General features: G+C 51.1%; 22 protein-coding genes and 1 pseudogene. 13 read left to right on the forward strand and 10 right to left on the reverse strand.

The window, feature by feature from the left end:
* Positions 1-19: 19 nt before the first annotated feature.
* Positions 20-652 carry a glycerol-3-phosphate 1-O-acyltransferase PlsY gene (gene plsY / locus QWY27_RS02365; RefSeq protein ID WP_290194352.1) on the reverse strand — a complete coding sequence of 211 codons (633 nt, stop codon included), beginning with the start codon at positions 650-652 and terminating at the stop codon, positions 20-22.
* A 140-nt stretch (positions 653-792) separates the two neighbouring features.
* On the opposite strand from plsY, the gene surE reads away from it, so the two are divergent.
* The 5 genes and pseudogenes from surE to rlmD form a co-directional block, all read left to right on the forward strand.
* The gene (gene surE, locus QWY27_RS02370) at positions 793-1,548 is read left to right on the forward strand and encodes a 5'/3'-nucleotidase SurE (RefSeq protein ID WP_290194354.1); all 756 of its coding nucleotides are present in this window, start codon (positions 793-795) and stop codon (positions 1,546-1,548) included.
* Positions 1,536-2,348: a protein-L-isoaspartate(D-aspartate) O-methyltransferase gene (locus QWY27_RS02375; RefSeq protein WP_290194356.1), complete on the forward strand. Its 813-nt coding sequence runs from the start codon at positions 1,536-1,538 to the stop codon at positions 2,346-2,348. Before surE ends, QWY27_RS02375 begins: the two co-directional genes overlap by 13 nt.
* A 65-nt stretch (positions 2,349-2,413) precedes the next feature.
* Entirely contained in the window at positions 2,414-3,154 is a 741-nt protein-coding gene (locus QWY27_RS02380) for a peptidoglycan DD-metalloendopeptidase family protein (protein ID WP_290194358.1), read from the forward strand.
* Between the two features lie 18 nt (positions 3,155-3,172).
* A complete protein-coding gene (locus tag QWY27_RS02385) occupies positions 3,173-3,949 on the forward strand; it encodes a 3'-5' exonuclease (protein ID WP_290194359.1) in 777 nt (258 codons plus the stop codon).
* 5 nt (positions 3,950-3,954) lie between these two features.
* A pseudogene (rlmD, locus tag QWY27_RS02390) lies at positions 3,955-5,259 on the forward strand (23S rRNA (uracil(1939)-C(5))-methyltransferase RlmD); the annotation flags it as partial.
* Here the strand turns inward: rlmD and argH are convergent.
* Positions 5,239-6,666, reverse strand: coding sequence for an argininosuccinate lyase (argH, locus tag QWY27_RS02395; protein ID WP_290194361.1), 1,428 nt, complete (start codon positions 6,664-6,666; stop codon positions 5,239-5,241). The pseudogene rlmD and the gene argH sit on opposite strands and share 21 nt — an antisense overlap.
* A gap of 85 nt (positions 6,667-6,751) precedes the next feature.
* Here argH and QWY27_RS02400 point away from each other — a divergent pair, with 85 nt between their 5' ends.
* The 3 genes from QWY27_RS02400 to QWY27_RS02410 are packed head-to-tail and all read left to right on the forward strand — an operon-like array spanning position 6,752 to position 10,420.
* Positions 6,752-8,401, forward strand: coding sequence for an NAD+ synthase (locus QWY27_RS02400; protein WP_290194362.1), 1,650 nt, complete (start codon positions 6,752-6,754; stop codon positions 8,399-8,401).
* A gap of 28 nt (positions 8,402-8,429) precedes the next feature.
* Positions 8,430-8,768 (forward strand): P-II family nitrogen regulator, encoded by a 339-nt coding sequence (locus QWY27_RS02405; RefSeq protein WP_290194364.1) that lies wholly within the window; start codon positions 8,430-8,432, stop codon positions 8,766-8,768.
* A gap of 26 nt (positions 8,769-8,794) precedes the next feature.
* Complete coding sequence (locus QWY27_RS02410) at positions 8,795-10,420, forward strand: gamma-glutamyltransferase family protein (RefSeq protein WP_290194366.1); 1,626 nt, start codon at positions 8,795-8,797, stop codon at positions 10,418-10,420.
* Here the strand turns inward: QWY27_RS02410 and QWY27_RS02415 are convergent.
* Positions 10,402-10,974, reverse strand: coding sequence for a chorismate--pyruvate lyase family protein (locus QWY27_RS02415; RefSeq protein WP_290194368.1), 573 nt, complete (start codon positions 10,972-10,974; stop codon positions 10,402-10,404). The genes QWY27_RS02410 and QWY27_RS02415 overlap by 19 nt on opposite strands.
* Positions 10,975-10,994: 20 nt before the next feature.
* Between QWY27_RS02415 and QWY27_RS02420 the strand changes: the two genes are divergently transcribed.
* Positions 10,995-11,723: a pseudouridine synthase gene (locus QWY27_RS02420; RefSeq protein ID WP_290194370.1), complete on the forward strand. Its 729-nt coding sequence runs from the start codon at positions 10,995-10,997 to the stop codon at positions 11,721-11,723.
* 11 nt (positions 11,724-11,734) lie between these two features.
* On the opposite strand, the gene QWY27_RS02425 is transcribed toward QWY27_RS02420, so the two are convergent.
* Positions 11,735-12,592, reverse strand: coding sequence for a 23S rRNA (adenine(2030)-N(6))-methyltransferase RlmJ (locus QWY27_RS02425; RefSeq protein WP_290194372.1), 858 nt, complete (start codon positions 12,590-12,592; stop codon positions 11,735-11,737).
* Positions 12,593-12,819: 227 nt separating this feature from the next.
* On the opposite strand from QWY27_RS02425, the gene QWY27_RS02430 reads away from it, so the two are divergent.
* The gene (locus QWY27_RS02430) at positions 12,820-14,784 is read left to right on the forward strand and encodes a SurA N-terminal domain-containing protein (RefSeq protein WP_290194374.1); all 1,965 of its coding nucleotides are present in this window, start codon (positions 12,820-12,822) and stop codon (positions 14,782-14,784) included.
* Positions 14,785-14,806: 22 nt separating this feature from the next.
* Here QWY27_RS02430 and QWY27_RS02435 read toward each other — a convergent pair whose 3' ends face one another.
* A complete protein-coding gene (locus QWY27_RS02435) occupies positions 14,807-15,484 on the reverse strand; it encodes an arylesterase (protein WP_290194376.1) in 678 nt (225 codons plus the stop codon).
* Between QWY27_RS02435 and QWY27_RS02440 the strand changes: the two genes are divergently transcribed.
* Complete coding sequence (locus QWY27_RS02440; protein WP_290194377.1) at positions 15,483-16,157, forward strand: ABC transporter ATP-binding protein; 675 nt, start codon at positions 15,483-15,485, stop codon at positions 16,155-16,157. The genes QWY27_RS02435 and QWY27_RS02440 overlap by 2 nt on opposite strands.
* A gap of 35 nt (positions 16,158-16,192) precedes the next feature.
* On the opposite strand, the gene QWY27_RS02445 is transcribed toward QWY27_RS02440, so the two are convergent.
* Positions 16,193-17,122: a DMT family transporter gene (locus tag QWY27_RS02445; protein WP_290194379.1), complete on the reverse strand. Its 930-nt coding sequence runs from the start codon at positions 17,120-17,122 to the stop codon at positions 16,193-16,195.
* Between the two features lie 179 nt (positions 17,123-17,301).
* Between QWY27_RS02445 and QWY27_RS02450 the strand changes: the two genes are divergently transcribed.
* Positions 17,302-18,327: a TRAP transporter substrate-binding protein gene (locus tag QWY27_RS02450; protein WP_435433436.1), complete on the forward strand. Its 1,026-nt coding sequence runs from the start codon at positions 17,302-17,304 to the stop codon at positions 18,325-18,327.
* Between the two features lie 43 nt (positions 18,328-18,370).
* Here QWY27_RS02450 and QWY27_RS02455 read toward each other — a convergent pair whose 3' ends face one another.
* From QWY27_RS02455 to gmk, 4 genes are all read right to left on the reverse strand, one after another.
* On the reverse strand, positions 18,371-19,045 hold the full coding sequence (locus tag QWY27_RS02455) for a DUF4286 family protein (RefSeq protein WP_290194383.1): 675 nt from the start codon (positions 19,043-19,045) through the stop codon (positions 18,371-18,373).
* Positions 19,046-19,053: 8 nt separating this feature from the next.
* Complete coding sequence (locus QWY27_RS02460) at positions 19,054-21,345, reverse strand: RelA/SpoT family protein (RefSeq protein ID WP_290194384.1); 2,292 nt, start codon at positions 21,343-21,345, stop codon at positions 19,054-19,056.
* Positions 21,346-21,356: 11 nt separating this feature from the next.
* Positions 21,357-21,560 carry a DNA-directed RNA polymerase subunit omega gene (rpoZ, locus tag QWY27_RS02465; RefSeq protein WP_290194386.1) on the reverse strand — a complete coding sequence of 68 codons (204 nt, stop codon included), beginning with the start codon at positions 21,558-21,560 and terminating at the stop codon, positions 21,357-21,359.
* A 61-nt stretch (positions 21,561-21,621) separates the two neighbouring features.
* Positions 21,622-22,248, reverse strand: coding sequence for a guanylate kinase (gene gmk / locus QWY27_RS02470; RefSeq protein ID WP_290194388.1), 627 nt, complete (start codon positions 22,246-22,248; stop codon positions 21,622-21,624).
* Between the two features lie 85 nt (positions 22,249-22,333).
* Here gmk and QWY27_RS02475 point away from each other — a divergent pair, with 85 nt between their 5' ends.
* On the forward strand, positions 22,334-23,212 hold the full coding sequence (locus QWY27_RS02475) for a sulfurtransferase (RefSeq protein ID WP_290194390.1): 879 nt from the start codon (positions 22,334-22,336) through the stop codon (positions 23,210-23,212).
* Positions 23,213-23,299 lie beyond the last annotated feature (87 nt).

The following is a 23,299-nucleotide window of genomic DNA, read 5'->3' on the forward strand; positions in this document are numbered from 1 at the left end:
GAGTGTCGTGACACAAGCTTTAAGATTTTTTGCCTTGTCCGATGCGAGGTTCGGTTCCCTGCAATAGACGCTGGATATTGGCTTTGTGTCGATACATTAAAAATAATGCAATCACGATGAGTGCAACGCCAATCGCAAGATGGGACTGCCAGACCAGCATCCCGCCGAAAAAATAATAAAACGGTGCAAAGACCGCGCACGTGAGTGCTGCCAGAGAAGAAAATCTGAAGAAAACGGCCATGATGATCCACGTTGCCATGGTGGCGATGGCCATGATGGGTTGAATCGCGATCATGACGCCAAAGGCCGTTGCGACGCCTTTGCCACCTTTGAACTTGAGGAAAACTGGATAAAGATGACCTAAAAAAACCGCGATGGCCACACCCGCAACAAGCAAAGGCGTGGCTCCAACCCGAGTGGCAAGCCATACTGCCAGCCAACCCTTGGCAGCATCTCCAAGCAAAGTCAATGCTGCAGCGGCCTTATTGCCGGAGCGCAGCACGTTCGTTGCACCAGGATTGCCCGATCCATAGGTCCTTGGGTCTTGGAGACCAAAAAGTCGACTAAACACCACAGCAAAAGGCACTGAGCCAAGCAAATACGCTGCAATAAGCATGCCAAAAGCGGCTAAGGCAGGGTGCGTTTGGTCCATCGTCAATATCCGTTATCAGGCAAAATTGAATAGTTATTCTAGCGTGAAGGTTCGGACCTTGGGCATTTGCTCGCCTGAGTAACGACCTCTGCGAGTACAATGCAGATCTAGCAATGTAAAATTTTATTTAGCGCCAAACTATGCACATTCTTGTCTCAAATGACGATGGTTATAACGCCCCGGGCCTCGAGGCCTTAGTGGCAGTGCTTCGCGATTTGGCAGATATCACGGTCGTTGCGCCTGAGGTCAACCACAGCGGTGCTTCAAACTCTTTGACTTTAAGCCGACCTTTGGCTGTTCGACAAGCAACAAATGGCTTTACCTATGTAAATGGCACCCCCTCGGATTGTGTGCACGTTGCACTCACAGGGCTCTTGGACAGACGTCCCGACCTCGTTGTGTCCGGCATCAATAATGGTGCGAATATGGGCGATGACACCTTGTATTCCGGCACGGTGGCAGCTGCCGCGGAGGGATATCTCTTCGGTATTCCCTCAATCGCTTTTTCTCTTGTCGCAAAAGGCTGGTCTAACCTTGATGCCGCTGCGGCCATGGCCCGAAAAATTGTTTCTCAGCAACTTAAGCAACCGCTCAAAGGTGCTTCTTTACTAAATGTCAATTTCCCGGACTTGCCACTCACACAAAACAAGGGTTTCCTGGCGACACGTTTGGGAAAACGACATCCTTCTCAGCCCGTTGTGCGCTCGAGCACGCCTTATGGCGAGACTGTTTACTGGATTGGCCCTTCTGGCGCAGCGAATGACGCAACCGAAGGAACCGACTTCGATGCGATCACAAAAGGTTTTGTGTCGGTCACGCCTTTGCGGCTTGACTTGACTCAGCATGCACAATTGTCAGATGTCGCGACATGGGTTGGGCCGCTATGCAATGGCTAAGACCTGATCGCCTGCTTGCGTCTGCCAAGGACTTTAAGTCTCTTGGCGCCAAAGGGCTTCAAGGGATTACTGCGACTAATAGCAATACTAAAATATCCGTCTCTCGCCTGCCTAGTTCAGGCGGTGCAACTGCACCAGTCAAACGTGTTCAAGAGAACATTGGCTTGAACTCAGAGCGTTTGCGAGCCGCCATGGTCGAACGCTTGCATGCACAGGGTATTGATAATGAGCGTGTCCTGAGTGCGATGCAACGTGTGCCTCGACACGCCTTCGTGGACGAGGCTTTGGCGAGCCGCGCTTATGACGATGCGGCGCTGCCGATCGGTCATGGTCAAACAATTTCCCAGCCGTGGGTAGTTGCGCGCATGCTGGCCGCCGTGTGTGAGTTTGGTTTACCCAATCGCGTGCTGGAAGTGGGTACTGGATGTGGTTATCAGGCTGCTGTGATGTCGTATGTTTTTGCTCAGGTCTATTCTGTTGAACGTATCCGAGCGTTGTACGATATGGCTAAAGAACACTTGCGAGATTTGCGTCTGACTAAAGTCAGACTCACTTATGGAGATGGAATGGCAGGTCTGCCGAGTGCTGCGCCCTTTGATGCGATTGTGGTTGCCGCTGCGGGCTTGAGGATTCCTCAAGCTTTGATGTTGCAACTCAGCATTGGCGGCACATTGATTGCTCCGGAGGGCGCGAGCGCCCAAAAATTAATTCGAATTCAACGTACTGGCGATTCCAGCTGGTCTAGACAAGAGCTTGAAGAGGTTCGGTTCGTGCCACTAAAGTCCGGATTGCAACCTTGAACACACAGGAGAAAAGTATGCGAGGGGATGCTCACACATGCATCAAGAAACACATTGATACAAATGTGAAATCAGATTTGTCTTTTAAAGCGGTAACTACAGCTTCTTTGGTCGCTGTTGCTTTGATATTAGGTGGCTGTACGTCCAATACAAGTGCGCCGGTTTCCAGTTTATCGTCTGGCGTACCAAGCACAGCAACGTACGTTGTGAAACCTGGCGATACCCTAAATAAAATTTCCCGAGCCACTGGCGTGCCCGAAGCCACCATTGCCCGGATTAATAAAATCTCCAATCCCAATCTCTTGATTGTGGGTCAAACCTTGCGTTTGTCTGACGCGCAGAGTCCTCCACCCGCTCGTGCATCAGCGAGCGCGCCTTCGTCTCAAGCGAGCAAGCCTGTTAACAATACCGAATCAAGCAGTTCACGTGCTTCTGACGCTGGTTTGATCAGCTGGGGCTGGCCCGCCAAAGGGAAAATCATTCAGGGCTTTACTCAGGCAACCAAGGGGATCGATATCGCAGGTAGTTCTGGAGACCCAATCGAAGCCGCTGCAAACGGCAAAGTGATCTTTGCGGGTGACGGCCCGCGCGGCTTGGGTAATCTGGTGATTATTGAACATAGCGATGGATTTATTACTGCCTATGCACACAACAAGACCTTGTTAGTCAAAGAAGGGCAGGTCGTCAAACGAGGTTCTAAGATCGCTGAAATGGGTCAGTCCGATACCACTTCCGTTCGTCTGCATTTTGAAGTTCGACGTCGCGGGACGCCAGTTGATCCTTTGCAGTATTTGCCGCCACGATAGTCACGATAGCCTGCTCTGATGACGCCTACACTTGTATTTGATTTGGAAACGATCCCCGATATAGATGGTTTACGCCGTCTGCATGGCTGGGGGGCTGAGGTGCCAGATTCCGAGGTTGCGCAACGTGCCTTTGCCGCGCGCAAAGAACTGACAGGAAGCGATTTTTTACCCTTGCACTTGCAGCGTGTCGCAGTAGTAGGGTGTGTCTTTAGAGATGATCAAGGTTTTCGCGTCAGGTGTCTGGGGCAGGCCGATGATCCAGAGCACACGCTGCTTTCTGGATTCTTTAAAACAATCGAGCGCTACACGCCAAAGCTGGTGAGCTGGAACGGAAATGGTTTTGATTTACCTGTCCTGCACTATCGCAGTTTGATTCACGGGGTGGTCGCGCCTCGTTATTGGGATACGGGCGATGAGGACAGGGAATTTAAATACAACAACTATTTAAGTCGTTACCATACTCGTCATATAGATTTGATGGATGTTCTGGCCAAGTACAACGGTCGTGGTAATGCGCCACTCGACGACTTGGCTAAGCTGTGCGGTTTCCCAGGCAAGCTGGGAATGGATGGTAGTCAGGTCTGGAACGCCTGGACACAAGGTCAGGCTAATGAGGTTCGCGCTTACTGCGAAACGGATGTAGTCAACACCTGGTTGGTTTATTGTCGTTTCAGATTGTTGCGCGGCGAGCTTGATGCAGCCTCTTACGAAGCTGAAATCGCGCTTGTTCGCGAGACCCTTGAGCAAAGCAATGAACTACATTGGAAGCAATATCTAGAGGCCTGGGGTCGTTAATCATGTTGGATGATGTGTTGCAGGTCGAGTCTCTCGACCTTGAGGCGCGTGGTATTTCTCGTCGCGAAGGCAAGGTTGTATTTATCGAGGGTGCTCTCCCCGGAGAACATGTGACGATCAATACATTTCGTCGCAAACCCTCATATGAAATTGGGCGTGTACAAGAGATTCGAAAGGAATCCTCTCAGCGTGTCATGCCCAGGTGCGAACATTTTGGTGTGTGCGGAGGCTGCGTGATGCAGCATCTTGAGCCGAGTGCTCAGGTCGCAGTTAAACAACGTGCGCTTGAAGATGCCTTGCATCACATCGGTAAAGCGCGTCCTGAACGCGTATTGCCTGCTTTGCATGGCCCATACTGGGGCTATCGTTATCGCGCGCGCTTGGCGGTACGCTGGGTGGCCAAAAAGGGGACTGTTCTAGTAGGATTTCATGAGCGCAAAAGTAGTTTTGTTGCAGACATTAAAACGTGCCATGTCCTGCCACCATCTATCGCGGCGCTCCTGCTGCCTCTTCGCAAGCTTGTGATGAACCTGTCGGCACCTGATCGTTTTCCTCAGATTGAAGTTTCTGTCGGAGAGGGTGTCATTGCACTTGTACTGAGGCATCTATTGCCGTTGACTGTTGAGGATGTGCAGCAGCTGCGTGATTTTGCCGCTCAGTATTCGGTTCAGTGGTGGTTACAGTCTAAAGGGCCGGATACCGTGATTCCTTTGGACCCCGCACATGAAAATACTTTGCACTACACCTTGCCTGAATTTGGTTTGGAAATGCCCTTCAAGCCAACAGACTTTACGCAGGTCAATCATCAGATCAATCGTGCCCTTGTTTCCCGTGCGCTGAAACTTCTTGAGCCTCAAGCGCAAGATCGCATTGCTGATATGTTTTGCGGGCTTGGCAATTTCACTCTCCCTTTGGCGACACGCTGTCAGGAGGTGGTGGGCATTGAGGGCAGTGCCATGCTGACTGCGCGTGCGCAAAGTGCCGCGCAGCGTGCAGGCATACAGCACGCAAAGTTTGAGACCTTGAATTTGTTTGAGGTCACAACGGAATGGTTAGCGGAGCTGGGCAAATTTGATCGGATGCTGATTGATCCGCCGAGGGAGGGCGCTCTTGCACTTTCTCAAGCACTGGCTCATTTACCCGCCAGTTTGCGGCCTGCACGGATCGTCTATGTTTCTTGCAACCCTGCAACGCTCGCGCGGGATACTGCTATTTTGTTACACGAGGGCGCATACACGCTTCGGGCAGCCGGCGTGGTGAATATGTTCCCCCACACCGGTCATGTCGAATCAATGGCTGTCTTTGAGAGTTGAGTCCAGAATTTTCTGAGCAGCTTGACGGACGCGTTCAGGCGCAGTCCCGCCGATGTGATTGCGCGCCGCGACTGAGCCTTCGAGCGTCAGCACGCTGTGAACATCCGCGCCGATTGAGGGATGAAACTTTTGTAGTTCGCTCACCGACAGATCGGCTAGATCGCAGCCCTTTTGTTCGCATTCACGTACAGCGTGCGCAACGGCTTCGTGCGCATCGCGAAATGGCACGCCTCGCTTGACCAGGTAATCGGCTAGATCTGTCGCAGTTGCGAATCCTTGCAAGGCTGCAGCACGCATCGCATCGGCCTTGACTTTGATCCCGGACACCAAGTCAACAAAAATTGTCAGTGTGTCGCGAACTGTGTCGGCTGTATCAAACAGACCTTCTTTATCTTCTTGATTATCCTTGTTGTAAGCAAGTGGCTGACCTTTCATGAGCGTAAGTAGTGCCACAAGGTGACCATTGACGCGTCCAGTTTTACCACGGGCGAGCTCGGGGACATCGGGGTTTTTCTTTTGCGGCATGATGGAGCTGCCAGTGCAGAAGCGATCAGCCAGGTCGATAAAGCCTACTCGCGGGCTCATCCAAATGACAATTTCCTCAGAAAATCTGGATATGTGCGTCATGATGAGTGCGCAAGCACTGCAAAATTCGATTGCAAAATCCCTGTCGGATACGGCATCGAGTGAGTTTTGGCAAACATCGTCAAAATCCAGTAACTTGGCCACCATGGGACGATCAATCGGAAAACTTGTGCCCGCGAGTGCTGCTGCGCCCAGCGGCAAAATATTGACGCGTTTACGACAATCCGCGAGGCGGGCGGCATCACGCCCAAACATTTCTGCATAGGCGAGTAAGTGGTGACCAAATGTGACGGGTTGTGCGACCTGCATGTGGGTAAAACCAGGCAAAATCGTGCTTGAATGTTCAAGCGCCACGGCGGCGAGTGCGTGTTGCAGCTGATGGAGCAGGATAATCAGTCCATCGATCTCGTGGCGCAACCATAGACGGATGTCGGTTGCGACCTGATCATTGCGTGAACGGCCGGTATGCAGTCGTTTACCGGCATCTCCGACGAGTTCAACCAGTCTTTTTTCGATATTGAGGTGAACATCCTCGAGGTCTAACAGCCACTGAAAGGTGCCTGCGTCGATTTCGCTCAAAATCTGGGCCATCCCGCGTTCGATGTCGCTGCGGTCTTGAGGTGTGATGACTTTGGCCGCTTCTAGCATCTGCGCGTGAGCGAGTGACCCCTGAATATCAAAACGCGCCAGGCGTTTGTCAAAATCAACTGAGGCCGTATAGCGTTTAACCAACTCTGAAACTGGCTCCGAAAAGCGGGCGGACCACGCTTGGGCTTTCTTGTCGAATTGGCTCTGAATAGGTTTAGGTGTATTTTTCATGATGGTCAAATTATAGAACGCAGCGCTGGCCTGGCGGGCATGAGATAATTTTTACTCAACGTAACTCCTTTAAACCGGAAACAATATGGCTGCGGTCAGGGTAGGCATTGCGCAAATAAACGCTTTAGTAGGTGATCTGGCGGGCAACGCCAGACTCGTTTTTGAATCTGCCTTGAAAGCCCATCAAGAGGGCGCTCGGGTACTCCTGACCCCTGAACTTGTCCTGACGGGCTATCCACCCGAGGATTTATTGCTGCGTCCCGCTTTTGTTGAGCAGTGCGAGCAATCCCTTGGACAGCTCTGCGCCGAACTGTCAGTTTTAAAGGGCATGCATGTGGTTGTTGGACACGTCTGTCTGGTCCAGGGGCGCTTGCATAATGCTGCTTCCGTTCTGGCTGATGGACAGATTCTGGGGACGTATTTAAAGAAAGAGCTGCCGAACTATTCCGTTTTTGATGAAAAGCGTTATTTCGAACCCGGCGATTCACCGCTGAGCTTCAGCGTGGAGGGTGTGCGTTTTGGAATCAATATTTGTGAGGATATTTGGGGGGACTCCGCACCCGAGCAGGCTGCAGCGCTTGGTATCCAGGCGCTGTTGGTGTTGAATGCCTCACCTTTCAGCATGGGTAAGCAAGCCCAGCGTATACGTGTGGCGCAACGCTGTGTCCAGCGTATTCACTGCGCATTGCTCTATGCAAATTTGGCTGGCGGCCAGGACGAGTTGGTGTTCGACGGTGCGTCGTTTGCGCTGTCACGTGAGGGGAAACTCGTTTTGCGAGCGGCGGACTTCGGTACGGATCTAAGTTTTATTGAGGTTTCCTATTCTGGCGATCTCCTCTCAACGCAATCAGATGCAAAAGAATTGAAATCCGCACTCTCCCCAGAAGTGCAATCCATCGAATCACAAGTATGGGAAGCGCTTAAGTTATGTCTTGCCGACTACATCAAAAAGAACGGTTTTAAAAGTGTGATTTTGGGCCTGTCGGGCGGGATCGACTCTGCTGTCGTGTTGGCCCTGGCGGTGGATGCGCTGGGTGCAGAGCGTGTCCATGCTGTCATGATGCCATCGCGTTACACGGCCGATATCTCCCAGATTGATGCACGTGACATGGTTGCACGTCTTGGTGTGGATTATCGCGAAATTGCGATTGCGGACCTCGCCAATAGCTTTGATCAGGTTCTGGCGCCGATTTTTGCCGGCAGGCCCGCCGATGCGACTGAGGAAAATATTCAGGCTCGTCTGCGGGGGATGCTCCTGATGGCACTGTCCAATAAATTTGGTCACCTGGTTCTGACTACCGGGAACAAATCTGAGCTCTCAACGGGATATTGCACGCTTTACGGTGATATGGCTGGAGGCTTTGCCGTGTTGAAAGATGTGGCCAAAACCTTGGTTTATCGACTCGCACGTTGGCGCAATACACAGGGCGAGGTGATTCCTGTACGGATCATCACACGTCCCCCTTCAGCCGAGTTGCGCGAAGATCAGACCGATCAGGACAATCTGCCTGAATACGATGTGATTGATGCAATTATCGAGGATTATGTCGAACGCAATGCCTCACCTAAAGAGATCATTGCCAAAGGCTATGCACCAGCGGCGGTTGAACAAGTTGTCCGCTTACTGCGTATCAATGAATACAAGCGTAAACAGGGACCGTTTGGTCCACGTATTACGGAGCGAGCGTTTGGACGGGATTGGCGTTATCCTTTGTCTAACGGTTATCGTGACTGATCTGATTTTCATATAAACAGGACTCATCGTGAAGCAAGTGACTGCCATTATCAAGCCTTTCAAACTTGACGAAGTGCGTGAAGCGTTGGCCGAAGTTGGTGTGAATGGTCTAACAGTGACAGAAGTCAAAGGCTTCGGTCGACAAAAGGGCCATACGGAGTTGTATCGAGGTGCTGAATATGTTGTCGACTTTTTGCCTAAGATTCGGGTGGAGATGGTCGTGGCCGATGAAGCGGTCGAACGCGTCATCGAGGCGATTGTCCGGGCCGCGCGCACGGGGAAAATTGGCGATGGAAAAATATTCGTCACACCCGTTGAGCAGGCGATCCGTATTCGAACAAGTGAAAGTGGCGATGCAGCCCTGTGATTTTTAACTGAATGAGTAACATTTAAATGAAACAATTTGACTGGGTGAACCCCTACCCAACCATTCGTATTCCAGTTTTCGCACGCAACGTGGTGTCGACCTCCCACCCCTTGGCTGCTCAGGCGGGATTGCGTATGCTTCTCAAGGGTGGTTCCGCTGTGGATGCGGTGATTGCCGCAGCCGCGGCAATCACACTTGTTGAACCTGTTTCCTGCGGCCTGGGTGGAGATGCCTTTGCAATTGTCTGGGATGGTAAAACGCTGCAAGGCCTCAATGCCTCGGGATATGCACCGAAAGCTTGGGACATCGATTATTTCAAAAAGAAGTATGGAGTAGATGTCAATGGGCTTGCCAAAGCTCCCAAGCGTGGCGTAGACGCGATCACGGTTCCAGGAGTTGTGGCGGGTTGGGCGGCCTTGCATGAGCGTTACGGCAAGCTTCCCTTTGCCGAGCTCATGGAGCCTGCTATTGAGATCGCAGAGCGTGGTTACTCTGTGCCGCCTGTAGTCGCTCAAAAATGGGCGGCTGCGGTTCCTGAGTTAAAAAACCAGCCAGGTTTTGCCAACACCTTCATGCCTGAGGGCAGGGCGCCCAAGGTTGGTGAGCGTTTTGTTTTCAAGGATGCCGCGCAAACGCTCCGAAAAATTGGCGAGTCGCTTGGACGTGATCTTTACGAAGGTGAGACGGCAGAAAAGCTTGTGGCATTCATCCGTGAGCATGGCGGTGTCCACACACTCGAGGATTTCCGTGAATATCGTCCGGAGTGGGTCACCCCCATTTCAAAGAATTATCGCGGCTATACCCTTCATGAGATTCCTCCAAATGGACAAGGTATCTCTGCGCTTCAGGCACTCGGCATGCTTGAGCACTTCGATATCGCCAATATGAAAGTCGACTCAGTCGAGTCCCAGCATGTGCAGATCGAAGCAATGAAGCTGGCAATGGCTGATTTATATCGCTATGTTGCAGATCCTCGCTCCATGGAGGTCTCGGCTGCTCAAATGCTGGATGACGCGTATCTTGCCGAACGTGCCAAACTCATTGATCCGAAGCGTGCGACTCATTTTGCACCCGGTTTTCCGCCAACAGGTGGCACGATTTATCTCACTGCGGCAGACGAGAATGGAATGATGGTTTCGTTCATTCAATCCAACTACATGGGTTTTGGTTCCGGTGTCGTCGTACCTGGAACTGGCGTCAGTTTTCAGAATCGAGGCGTGGGTTTCTCAATGGATCCCAAGTCTGCCAACGCTGTTCAAGGACATAAGCGTCCCTTCCATACAATCATCCCCGGCTTTTTAACTAAAGACGGTGAGCCTGTGATGAGCTTTGGCGTGATGGGAGGTGATATCCAACCACAAGGCCATATCCAGACGGTCATTCGTATGGTTGACTACCATCAGCAACCGCAAGCAGCCTGCGATGCCCCGCGATGGAAAGTCAATCGAGATTTCACGTTAGACGTGGAATCAACGATGAAGGCATCGACGATTTCTGGCCTGGAAAAGCTTGGCCATTCGCTGAAAGCCATCGATGATCCATACATGGACTTCGGCTCTGGTCAGTTTATTTGGCGTTTATCCAAGGATTTAAAGGACGGTTATGTAGTTGCCAGCGATAGCCGTCGGGATGGTCAAGCGGTCGGTTTCTGAACCAGGCGCCAGAAATCGGGTAAAAAACACTCCGCGACTAAAAGAGGGTACCCCTGGCGCCAAAACACCGAACGCCTAGCCAAGAGATTGGTTGTCGCGGGATGCGAAGTCAGACGGGCATTCGCTAACAGTACCGTTCGATACAGTTCAGATTGTCGATGTACGCGCGCGACTTCAAAATTCGAGCGAGTGATCGCGACGTTGTTGTACAAAATATCGGCAAGAGGGCGGCTTCTAAGTCTGCGAATACCTTGCCAGGTTCCATGGGAAGCCTGAAGGGTCGTCAGACTCCTTGCCGCCACACATTGAATGCCCTCAAGGCTCATGACGATTTCCCTGACCCACACCGGTGTACCCGGGCGGATATTGAGTCGCTGAGACTCATTGGCACTGGCGCCTTCTGGATATTCGGCAAGGACGTGCAACTCTAGTACACCCAGTTCGCGCAAGGCGCCAGTCAGGGCTCCAGGTCGCATCAGCCATTGTTTCTGTGGGTTGGACCAAGATGGGGCAGGACGAGTAGTCCAACGCGTAGAGGATTCTAAATTGTTCATGGATGTGTATTATCCAACTTATGGAAAAGTTGCGTATTTCAAAATTAATGGCAGACCGCGGTTTATGCTCGCGTAGAGAAGCGGATAGCTACATCGAAAAAGGCTGGGTTAAGGTCGATGGTGTCGTTGCCACGCTTGGCGAACGGGCACTGCCGACTCAGACGATTACTCTGGATCGCCATGCTGCGGCGCAGCAGGTTTCTCGGGTCACAATTTTGATTCACAAGCCAATGGCTTACGTATCTGGGCAGGCTGAGGATGGTTATACGCCCGCTGTCGCCCTGATTCATGCGAATAGCCGATCCAAAACTGACCGTAGTCCGCTCAAGTTTGATCGCTCACAGCTCCGTGGTTTGGCGGTCGCTGGACGACTTGATATCGATTCAACTGGTTTGCTGGTGCTGACCCAAGATGGTCGCATTGCCAGGCAGTTGATTGGTGAGGATTCTAATGTCGAAAAAGAATATCTTGTACGCGTCCAAGGGCGGCTCGCCCCTGGTGGACTAGAACTTTTGAATGAAGGCTTGTCTCTGGATGGTAAACGCCTCAAACGCGCCCAAGTTCGCTGGCAAAACGAAGATCAACTTCAATTTATCTTACGCGAAGGAAAAAAGCGGCAGATTCGCAGAATGTGTGAACTTGTCGGCCTCAAAGTTTTGGGCTTGAAACGGGTCAGAATAGGTGGCGTCAAACTCGCTGACCTTCCCGTTGGTCAGTGGCGCTATTTGGGTGCGCACGAGCGGTTTTAGCGCAAACAGTCCTAGTGAGACAGAAAATCCAGTTTATAGCTGGCGCGTTCATCTTGACCAAGCGTGCGCACCAGCCAAGGCAAGGCTTCTTTCATGACCGCAGTCAGGGTCCAGGGCGGATTGATGACAAATACTCCGCTTCCGTGGAGTCCGAGTCCGTCTGAGGCAGGTTTATGCACAGTCAAACTGACGTGCGTCCAGTTTTGACCGGCGATCTTTTCAATTTGACGAGGTAGCTCTTGCGCTTCGCGACGTTGAACTTGCGGATACCAGATTACATAGCACCCTGTCGGGAAGCGTTGCATGGCGTCTTTCATGGTGTCGACCACTCTGCGATAGTCTTGTTTGTCCTCATAAGAAGGGTCGATGAGTACGATTGCGCGTCGCGAAGGAGGGGGGATATGTCCTTTGAGTCCTGCAAAACCGTCATCGCCAAATACGGCTGTCTGTCTGGGAACGCGTGATGGACGTTGATCCAGATTTTGTCTCAAGATATCGGCTTCGTTGGGATGCATTTCAAATAATCGCAGCTTGTCTTGAGAGCGACAAACTTGAAGGGCGAGCCAAGGGGATCCCGGATAAATGCGCAACTGACCATCAGGATTCAATTCGTTGATTAAGTCTAAATATTGCATGACCGCTGGTGGACGGGCTTTGGCTTCCCAGACTCGCGCAATCCCTTCAAGATATTCGCCTTTTTTTTGGGCCCATTGTCCTTCGAGGTCGTACAAACCGGCACCAGCATGTAAATCGATAAACCAATAGGGCGTTTCCTTCTGATTGAAATACTGGAGAATATGCGTCAGTACGATGTGTTTGAGTACATCGGCGTGATTGCCTGCGTGAAAACCATGGCGGTAACTGAACAAAAGACTCTCCGTAGATTAATTTTATATATAAAACAAATAGTTATGCTTATTTTATAAGGTATTGTTTTAAAAAGAAAATCACCTCAAATGGATTGCCCTGGTTGGTTTGATTTCTGTGCAGTCGGGTCTCTAAAAGATGTGGACCATCATTTGTCGTGGATGCTTTAAGCATACCGCAAGCCAGTGGTAAACTTCGGCGGCTTACTTTATAGGTGTGCGGCTCATATATGTTTGATTTCATTCGTAATCACCAGCGCTGGATGCAGGTTATCCTGCTTGTCCTGATCGTTCCGTCCTTCGTCTTCTTTGGCGTTCAGGGTTACTCGAGCTTTATGGCCAGTGAACCCGAACTCGTCTCTGTTGGCGATCAACCCATCACGTTGGGTCAGTTCAATCAAGCACGTTCCGCGCAGCTTGAACAATATCGCAATGCGCTTGGATCGCAATTTGATCCGGCCGCGTTTGATACGCCATCTTTTCGCGAGCAGCTTCTCAATCGCATGATTGATGAACGTACGGTTGCGTTAGCTGCAGCAAAGGGCAGGTACTCCGTGTCCGACGAGACGCTGCGTCGCACGATTGCCGCGATCCCAGCTGTGCAGGAAAACGGTCAGTTTTCATCACAGCGCTATCGCGACGTGTTGGCGGCGCAGGGCATGACTCCCACTACATTCGAGCTTGGCTTGCGTCGTGATCTCGCGATTGCGCAAGTCTTGCAGCCGATTGGTCTAACCGCTCGCGTGCCTGCCGAAGTCGCTGAAAAAATCCTTGCTTTGCTGACTGAAAAACGCGTGGTTGAGCGCCGTAGTTTTGCAGCCGCGGATTACGTCAAGTCGATCAATGTGACTGAGGCTGATATTAAAAAGTGGTACGACGACAATCAGGCCAAGCTGCTTATTCCGGAAAATGTTGACGTCAAATATATCGTTCTCAACGAAGAGTCCGCCTCCAAAGATATCAAGGTGACCGACGAGAATATTGAAAGCTTTTACAAACAGAACCAGGCAAGATATGGACAGCCAGAGCGTCGGCGTGTCAGCCATATTCTGATTGAGCTGCCTGCTTCAGCCAATGACGCGCTCAAAGCCGAGGCACGTACAAAAGCCGAGGATATCGCCAAACGCGCAAAGCTAGCTCCTCAAAATTTCGCTGCGCTTGCCAAAGAGTTTTCACAGGATACTGGCTCTGCCAATCAAGGCGGAGACTTAGGCTGGATCAGTAAAAACATGCTCGTTCCGCAGGTGGAGTCGGCAGTATTTGATCTCGAAAAAGGAAATATTTCAGGTGTTGTAGAAAGCCCTTTCGGATTTCATGTGATCAACGTGGTGGATGTGCAGCCCGCATCGGTTAAACCGCTTGCAGAGGTCAAAGAGGACATTACGAACGAAATTCGCAAGCAACTTGCCGCAGATCAATTTGCCCAGCTTGCAAGCAAGCTCACCAGTCTGGTTTACGATCAGCGAGACAGTCTCGCCCCGATCTCGACGGCGTTGAATATTCCTGTCAAAACGACGACAGGGTTAACACGTGAGGGCTTGTTGGCTGCCTCACAACGGCAGGGCGTTGAGCCTTCGGACTTGGAGCAAACCATTCTTGGCAATCCGAAAGTTCGTCAAGCTGTATTTTCGGCTGATGTACTCAAGGAAAAACTGAACTCTGGCGTGATCGAGGTATCCCCCGATGTGATCGTGGCAGTGCGTGTTTCGGCGATTCATCCTGCTCATGTTCCAGCCTTGGCAAATGTGTCTGAGCAAATCAAGCAATATTTGACGGCTGAGCGTTCTCTGGCAGCAGCCAAGGCCGCTGGTCTCAAGGAGCTTGAGGCACTAAAAGCTGCTCCCAATACTGATGCAAAAGACTTTGATGCTGCAGTTGAAGTCACGCGTCAACAGCCTGCCTCTTTGAGCCGAGAGCAGCTTGAGGCGGTAATGTCACTGAGTCCGACTCAATTGCCTCGTTTTGTCGGAGTGGAAGGAGCGGAGCAATACACAATCTTGAAACTTGCTAAAGTAGAGCCAGGCCCAAAGCCTGAGCTGGCTCAAGTTAACCAGCTACAGGCTCAGTTATCTCAAGCATGGGGCGCTGCTGAAGAGCAAGCTGCACTGCAAGTCCTTCGCAAAGAGTTCAACGTGAAAATGCTGCCGGATGCCACTAAGTTAATCAGTGGCGAATTAGACGCAGCCAAACTTTAAATCTTAAATCTCCATCCAGGCCTCACGGCTTGGATGGTTGAGCAAGCATGGGTCCAAGCACTTTCCGGACGTTTTCCATCAATGTGGGTTGTGCTTGCTCATTAGGGTGAATGGTATCGGCCTGAAACATGGCTGGATTCTCGGCGATACCCTCCAGGAAAAAAGGAATTAGGGCAGCTTGCTCTTTTTTAGCCAGGTTTTCAAATAATTCCTTAAAAGCAGTGGTGTATTCCCGTCCGTAGTTTGGGGGGATTTGCATGCCTGCAATGATTGGGCGGGCGCCGGCTTCTTTCACCATTTCTAGCATCGCCATCAAATTACTCTGTGTCATCTCGAGTGGCAGCCCCCTTAGGGCATCGTTTGCTCCGAGCTCAATGAGCACGATGTCTGGCTTGGAGCGATTGAGCAAGGTTTTCAGCCGAGAACGTCCACCGCTCGTGGTGTCGCCGCTGATGCTTGCATTGATTATTTCAACCTGCGGGTAAGTCGAAGCTAATGCCCCTTTAAGCAACTCTACCCAACCAGACCCTCGCTTTAAACCATATTCCGCAGATAGACTGTCACCGACGATTAAGATACGCTGGTGACTGGGGTTTGCATGTTGGTTGTTTTGAGTATTGGCCTGTGTGAAGACAGGCCAAATGCTAAGAGCTAGCACACCAATACTGATTCGACGACGATATTGAGAGAATGAATTCATGAATGCTGTGACCAATGCGATAGTAGTCGATAGGCTTTGTAAGCAGGTAACAGATGCTTCAGGCATCCTGAATATTTTAGATGACGTGAGCTTTAGCATTTCCTCAGGACAGTCTGTGGCGATCACGGGTGCTTCAGGTTCTGGTAAATCTACACTACTCGGACTCCTTGCCGGGTTGGACCAGCCAAGTTCTGGTGAAGTTCATTTGCTCGGTCAATCCATTGTGAGGATGGATGAGGATGGTCGTGCCGCATTCAGAGCAAGTCATGTGGGTTTTGTTTTTCAGTCGTTTCAGCTTTTACCCAACCTGACTGCTCTCGAAAATGTCATGTTGCCGTTGGAACTAGCCGGGCATACTGCCACGGACGCTGCCATTCAAATGCTCAAACGGGTTGGTTTGAGCGCCAGGCTGCACCATTACCCTGCAACACTTTCTGGTGGTGAGCAGCAGAGGGTGTCGATTGCGCGTGCTTTTGTGCAACGCCCAGTCTTGATATTTGCTGATGAACCCACTGGTAGTCTTGATGAAGCAACGGGTACAACGATTATCGATTTGATGTTCGAACTTGCTGCACAGCAAAATACGACACTCGTTCTTGTGACGCATGACCCCTCACTCGCCGCCCGCTGCAATCGGCAGTTGGTCTTGCAAGGCGGGCATTTGATTTCTTGAGGGCACTGCGTCGTTTGACCTGAATGGGGTAAAAACTAAGTTCGACTTCTGCGCCATTCAATCAGGCTGTTGATGATGCCGCTGGCACAAATGATGCCAATCCCCAGCCATGTCGTTGCATCAGGAAGGTGCGACCATATTAGCCAACCGAGCGTTGCGGCAAAGGTGATTTGCAAGTATATGAAGGGTGCCAGCAAGGAGGCTGGCGCGTAGCGATATGATTGGATTTGCAAAAGATGACCGAGTCCGCCAGCTACGCCGCATAACAGCAAGATTACCCAGTTCAACAGACTGAGTGACTGAAGAACGCTCAGCGCCTCAGGTAAAACAAATGGTAAGCAGAGGCTCAATGCTCCAGTACCGATTGCTCCGCCCCATAAAACAGTTGTAAAAGCACTGTCATGTGCAAGCATGCGAGAAAGCAGATGCTGTGCGGTCAAGAGGCAGGCGGTGAGCAAGCCCATTACAACACCCATAGTCGGTAAGCCAGCGGAGGGACGAACCACGATCAAGACACCTAGCAAACCGAATGCGGCCGCTACCCAGCGCGATTTGCGGGTGGGCTCTTTTAAGACCCAAGGCGCAATCGATAGCATCAAGAGTGGTGCGATAAAAATGAGTGCCGTGGCTTCCGCCTGGTGAAGGTACGTGAGGGTCGTAAAAAAAGATAAAGCCGAACCCAGCATCGCTGCACCTCGCAGGCACTGCAGTTTTGGCATTTTGCTACTAAAGACGCTCAGGCCGCGACTGGGGAGGATGATTGCCATCAACAAGACTAAGTGAATGGCATAGCGAAACCAGCAAAACACCAAGAGGGGCACACCGACCGACATGACCCACTTTCCCATTCCGTCCAGGGTAGTCAGTAAAAGCAATGACAGCAGAAAAGAGCCTATCCCAAATAATGGCTGCTGTGCCGGCGGGGCGAATGCCAACGAGGCATTCAATGCGGAAACCCGGGGCATCAACCTGACTCCTTGTTTGAAAAAATTCCCGACTGCTGCGGGGCACGCAGCAGATCATAACGCTGTTATTTAGCTTGTGTCGTGGCAAGGGCTTGTTAAAATCAAAAACCATGAAGATCCCTCACTCACTACCCGCATGGTTTCCAACGTCATTTTATAGTGCCGTATTTGGACTCCTAGTGTGTTTGTACAATCCATCCGCTGCCCAGGTCCTTGCGCCGACTGAGCTTTCTGTCGTTGGCGGCTTGAGCAACAGGTTGACCTTTTCCGAGATTGAACAACCCTTCTGGACACAGACCCTTGCGCAGCGTTCTTCGGGTGCCGTGACGGCCAAGATCAGGGGTTTTGATGAAATGGGGATCAAAGGACAAGAGCTGCTGCGTTTGATGCGCGAGGGCATCATCGAGTTCGGGGTTGTGCCACTTTCATATTATGCTTCTGAGACTCCTGTTTATGAGGCGATTGATATCGCTGGGCTTGAAACGGATGTCAGCAGCGCACGCCAAGCCACTACTGTTTTTTCACCCGTTCTGAATCATTATTTGGAGTCTAGTCACCAAGTGAAGCTCTTGGGCGTGGCCCCTTACGGCGCGCAGTATTTTTATTGCCAGGCAGAGATACGAGGACTGGCTGATCTGCGTGGATTAACCATACGCACAATCACGCAGACGCAGGCTGAGTTAGTCGAGGCGCTTGGTGCGAAAAGTGTCACTGTTCCATTTGGTGAAGTGATTCAGGCTCTTGAGTCCAAAACCATTCACTGCGCGATTGGAGGCGCTTACACAGCCTATGTTGCCAAGTGGTACACACAATCCACTCACCTTTATGCTTTGCCGGTCGGCTGGAATCAAGAGCTTCACGCCGTCAGCCTCAAGGCTTGGGACAAACTTGAGACCCCGGTTCAGCAGTTTATTGAGTCGAATGTTGACCAACTGATACAAGATCTTTGGACTTTTTCAAACAAGCTGACTAAGCGGGGCTTGGATTGCATGACGAGCAGTAAAGAGTGTCCCACGATGCCAAGGGGCAATATGAAACTCGTCATGCCAACCGCAGCGGATCTCGCCGCAGTCAAACGTATTACTACCCAAAAAGTACTGCCTAAATGGGCGGATCGTTGCTCTGACACATGTGTGTCGGACTTTAATCAAACAATTGGTAAAAGTCTCAATGTCACCGCGCTTAAATCTTCGGTGAAAAAATAAGCCGGTGTATTCTGTACTAACCGGCTTTGCCAACTTGTTGTGATTACTTTTTATCTAGATCACTTGCGCGCAAATCCCACAAAAGTCTGAAGCTGTGGTGGGTGTCTTTTGTCAGACCGAGTCGTCCAGCGATCCATGTGCCAGCTTGATCAGCGCCTGACAGGGTTGTCGTATCAACGATGAGGTAGGGTTCAAGGATTCGTTTGGACATGTCTTCTGAGGGGAGAGGGCTAGAGAGCTCCGGATCTGGCGTCAGGATCCTGACGCTAATAATACCGCTCACGTCATCATAAAGTTCCTGTGCAAGATTCAAGGCTTTCTGTGCCCGCTCAACGGTCCCAAGACAAACGAGGCTTACAGCCGCTCCCGTACCAGCACCAAGGATGTCAGTGACGGCATTCACACGTCTATTCGTGTTGTGCATGGCGCTGAAATTACGCACAGACCATTCAGTCTGATTTTCAAAAGCCTTTCGATAGGGAGCGCTTCTGAAAACGTGTAGGCTGTCGGTACGATAAAGGGCCAAATAAGGACGTGAGGCTGTCTCGGAATAATATCGACGTGACCATTGAAATCCGGGGATTGAGGCGCGTTCTTGCATGTGCTCGGTGTCATACCACCGATTAAAGTCATGCTCTTTTTCTGAGGAAATATCTGTCCATATCAAAAGTTCACCCATCGAATCCAGTGATTGCTGGATATCTGCTGAAATTGTCATGGTGTCGCTTAACCTTTGGCTCTGATGATTTTTTTGACTTGTGGGACGTGTCGAATGGAACGGAAGACTTGTGCAAGATGTCTTCTGCTATCGACCTGAACAGTGAGATTCAGTACAACGGTTGCCATGGCATCGTCATGCATGGTCACGTGAATAATATTAGAGTCAGCTTGTGCGACTTCAGCTGCGATTCGACTCAATACACCTCTTTCATTTTTTGCAACGATGTCAATGCGGGCGGATAAGTGTTTGGCTGTGTCTTCATCCCAGGCGACTTCAACCCAGCGATCCGGCTCTTTGATACGTGCCCGAAGCGCGACGGGACATTCGGCGGTATGGACAACTAAACCGTGACCGACACGAATACCTGCAATGATCTGGTCACCGGGAAGGGGGCCGCAACACGGAGCGAGCTGAACTCCCTGTCCCTCGTTGCCATGAATTTGAATGGGCGTCAGTTTGGCCGCCGACATTTCATCATCTGCCGCAGCGGTTGTCGCAATCAGAGGGTGGTCGGGCGCAAAGCGTCGGGCCACAACTGCAGCTAAGCGTTTGCCCAAGCCGATATCAGCCAGGATTTCTTCGCGTGATTTAGCGCCACTCGATTTTGCAAGTTTTTCCCAGATAGGATCGTCAGGCGCTGGCAGGCTGAGGTTAAGTTCGCTGAGCGCCTGCGTCAGCATTCTTTCTCCAAAAGCTGCGGACTCATCGTATTGCAAGGTTCGAAGATAGTGCCTGATCTCCGAGCGTGCACGCCCAGTGCGTGCAAAGTTCAGCCATTGCGCACTGGGTCGAGAGGCTTGCGAGGTGGTAATGGCAACGGAATCTCCATTGGCAAGCTCTGTGCGAAGCGGGACATCCTCTCCATTGACCTGGCAGCCAATTGCGTGGTTTCCGACATCTGTATGAATGGAGTATGCAAAGTCGATGACTGTCGCGCCACGCGGGAGTGAGACGATTTTGCCCTTTGGTGTAAAAACGTAGACCGCGTCGGGAAACAAATCTACTTTGACGTGCTCTAGAAACTCAGTTGAGTCACCCGTCTGATTTTGAATGTCCAGCAATGACTGTAAGGATTTGCTGGTTCGGCTTTGAATATCCTGAAGATTTGACTGATCACCCTTGTAAAGCCAATGCGCAGCAACGCCTTCCTCGGCGACTTGATGCATATCGTGGGTTCTGAACTGAAACTCGATGGGAGTGCCGAAGGGACCAACCAAGGTTGTGTGTAACGATTGGTAGCCGTTGACTTTTGGGATGGCGATGTAGTCTTTAAATTTTCCGGGTACTGGGCGATAAAGTTGATGAACGATACCCATCGCCATGTAGCATTCAGGCAAGGTTCGAACGATGACACGAAAGCCGTAAATATCGAGCACATTTGACAGGCTTTTCTTTTGTTTGACCATCTTGTTATAGATGGCATAAAGTGTTTTTTCTCTGCCTCTTACTTCACTCTCTATGCCGGCCGCAGGTAGAGCCGAACGAACTTGCTCATCGATTCTTGTTAGAACTTCTCGTCTGTTGCCTCTAGCAGCCATGACGGCTTTTTCAAGCACCTTGTATCGATTGGGATAAATGGCCTCAAAACAAAGATCTTGCAGCTCTCTGTACAGCGCGTTTAAACCGAGTCTATGGGCGATGGGTGCGTAAATATCGAGTGTTTCGCGAGCAACCCGACGGCGTTTTTCCGGACTCACTGCGTCCAAGGTACGCATGTTGTGAAGTCGATCGGCAAGCTTAATCAGGATGACGCGAATGTCTCTTGCCATCGCCAAGAGCATTTTTCTAAAGCTTTCAGCTTGTTGCTGGGCTTTGCTGGCGAACTCTAGCCGGTCGAGTTTGGACAGTCCATCAACGAGCTCGGCTACATCAGGACCAAATTTTTCAATAAGCTCTTGTTTGGCGATGTCCTGGTCTTCCATGACATCGTGCAAAAGTGCAGCGCGAATGGCGTCAACGTCGAGCTTCCAGCCAGCACAAATTTCGGCAACGGATATGGGGTGGCTGATGTAGGGCGAACCACTGGAGCGAAACTGACCGAGATGCGCCTGATCTGAAAAACGGTAGGCATCACGGACGAGAGCAACTTCTTTGGGGTCGAGGTACCCATCCAGTAAATGCTGGAGAGATGCCATTGAAGCAATTGCGGGTTCTGCTTCCGTCACGATGGGTGTCGCCGCGCCGGATACCTCTCCCAATCTTTCCTGAGGCGCTGGAGGCCTTCTAGTCAGGCGCGAGCCAGCACGAAGGGCGGCTAATAACCCGGATGATGCGTACCGAAGTCCGGGAAAGGCCATTTTTTTCCTGCTTAGGTTGGAACCTTGCGCAGCATTTCAACACCGGTCAATCCCGCAGCGATTTCGCGTAAAGCGGTCACAGTGGGCTTGTCTTTGCTGTCAATACGAGCGGCATGACCTTGCGCGAGTTCACGGGCACGATAGGTGGCGGCCAACGTGAGTTTGAAGCGGTTAGGGATGTGGTCGAGGCAATCGTCAACAGTAATGCGGGCCATGGAAGTCCTGTATTTTAGGTAAATGCTGCTATGGAAATTCAGTATACCGTGAGCGTTGCTCTCATGGCAGCAGATTCAGAGATCTGAAAAGATCTGGGTGCCGGGCAAGTTGACGAGGATAACGCAACTTGGCCGTTTCAATAATCTGACTTAACTGCGTGAGGGCAATGCTAAAGTCTTGATTAATAATAACATATTCGAACTCAGACGCATGTGAAATCTCCTCGCTTGCAGCTTCGATCCGTCTTTCTATGACCGCTTGGTCATCTTGTCCGCGCTGTGTCAGTCTTTCCCTCAAGGTAGAGATAGAGGGGGGCAAAATAAAAACCCCAATAGCCTCGGGGAACAGTTTTTTGACTTGTTGCGCACCTTGCCAGTCTATTTCAAGCAAAATATCCTGACCGTAGGCAACAGCCTGATCGATTTTGTCCCGGGGGGTGCCGTAGAAATTGCCATGTACCTCTGCCCACTCGAGAAGCAGATTGTTTTGACGCAATGCATCAAATTCAGTCTTGCTCACAAAGCGGTAATCTTTGCCATGTATTTCTCCAGAACGCGGAGCGCGTGTTGTGCAAGAAACGGAGAGACACAATGTCGGGTCCCGGACGAGTAGGGCGTTGACCAAGCTTGATTTGCCCGCCCCACTCGGGGCGACAACCATAAAAACGTTTCCGGCGACCAGTGACATAGGTGACAATGGAGAGAAGTGAATTAAGTTAAAAGCATAGCAGAGTGCTTAACCAGACAACCCCATTCATAAAAGAAGGAAAGCAATGCTCACGAAGACCCCACATTTGATTACCGTTCCCGAACTTCAAGCGTTTCTTGCCAAAGACCCTGGCAAGGTATTGATTTGCGACTGTCGCTATGATTTGGTGGACTCTGAACTTGGCAAACGTGCTTATGACGCTGGGCATATTCCGGGTGCGATTTACATCAATTTAGGCAAGGTACTCAGTAGCGCCTCAAACGGCTCCAACGGAAGACACCCTCTGCCAGACCCTGACAGATTGGCTGCGGATCTTGCAGCTCTGGGAGTCAATGCCGACACCCTCATTGTCGCCTACGATGCACCAGGAGGCTCCTATGCTGCGCGGTTATGGTGGTGTGCACGATGGGTGGGCCATGCACAAGTTGTTGTCTTGGATGGAACAATAGACGCATGGACAAAAGCAGGTCTTGCGCTCTCTATCGAAACACCGGCACCCAGAGCAGCCGGAAACTTCAAGCGTGGCGCCTCGCTGACGAAATCAGTTTCTTATGCAGATGTGCGTGCCGGCCTGGGTCGTGCAGACCGCCTGATCATCGACGGTCGTCCCGAGGATCGTTTCCAAGGACTCAATGAAACACTTGACCCTAAGGCAGGGCACATCCCGGGGGCGCTCAGTCGCTTTTCCAAACATAATTTGGATGAAAATTTTTGTTTCAAATCTCCAGAGGTACTCAAAGCTGAGTTTTTGACGTTGTTTGGTGAACACACTCCCCAAGAAGTTGTCGCAAGTTGCGGGTCTGGCGTATCGGCTTGTCACCTCTTGCTGGCGATGGAGTTGGCCGGGCTCAAGGGAGCTGCGTTGTATGGAGGCTCTTGGAGCGAGTGGTGCGCTCAGGCCGATGCACCTGTTGAAACAGGACCATCAAGAAAATCAGCCTGATGTGGATGGAAAGTACATCCGTTTGAAAAAGATTGATCAAGTTTTTATCAAATGCCCAAGACAGGGCAAAGAGCAAAAGGAAGAAAA

This window comes from Zwartia vadi (genome assembly GCF_030410375.1).
Taxonomy (GTDB): domain Bacteria; phylum Pseudomonadota; class Gammaproteobacteria; order Burkholderiales; family Burkholderiaceae_B; genus Zwartia; species Zwartia vadi.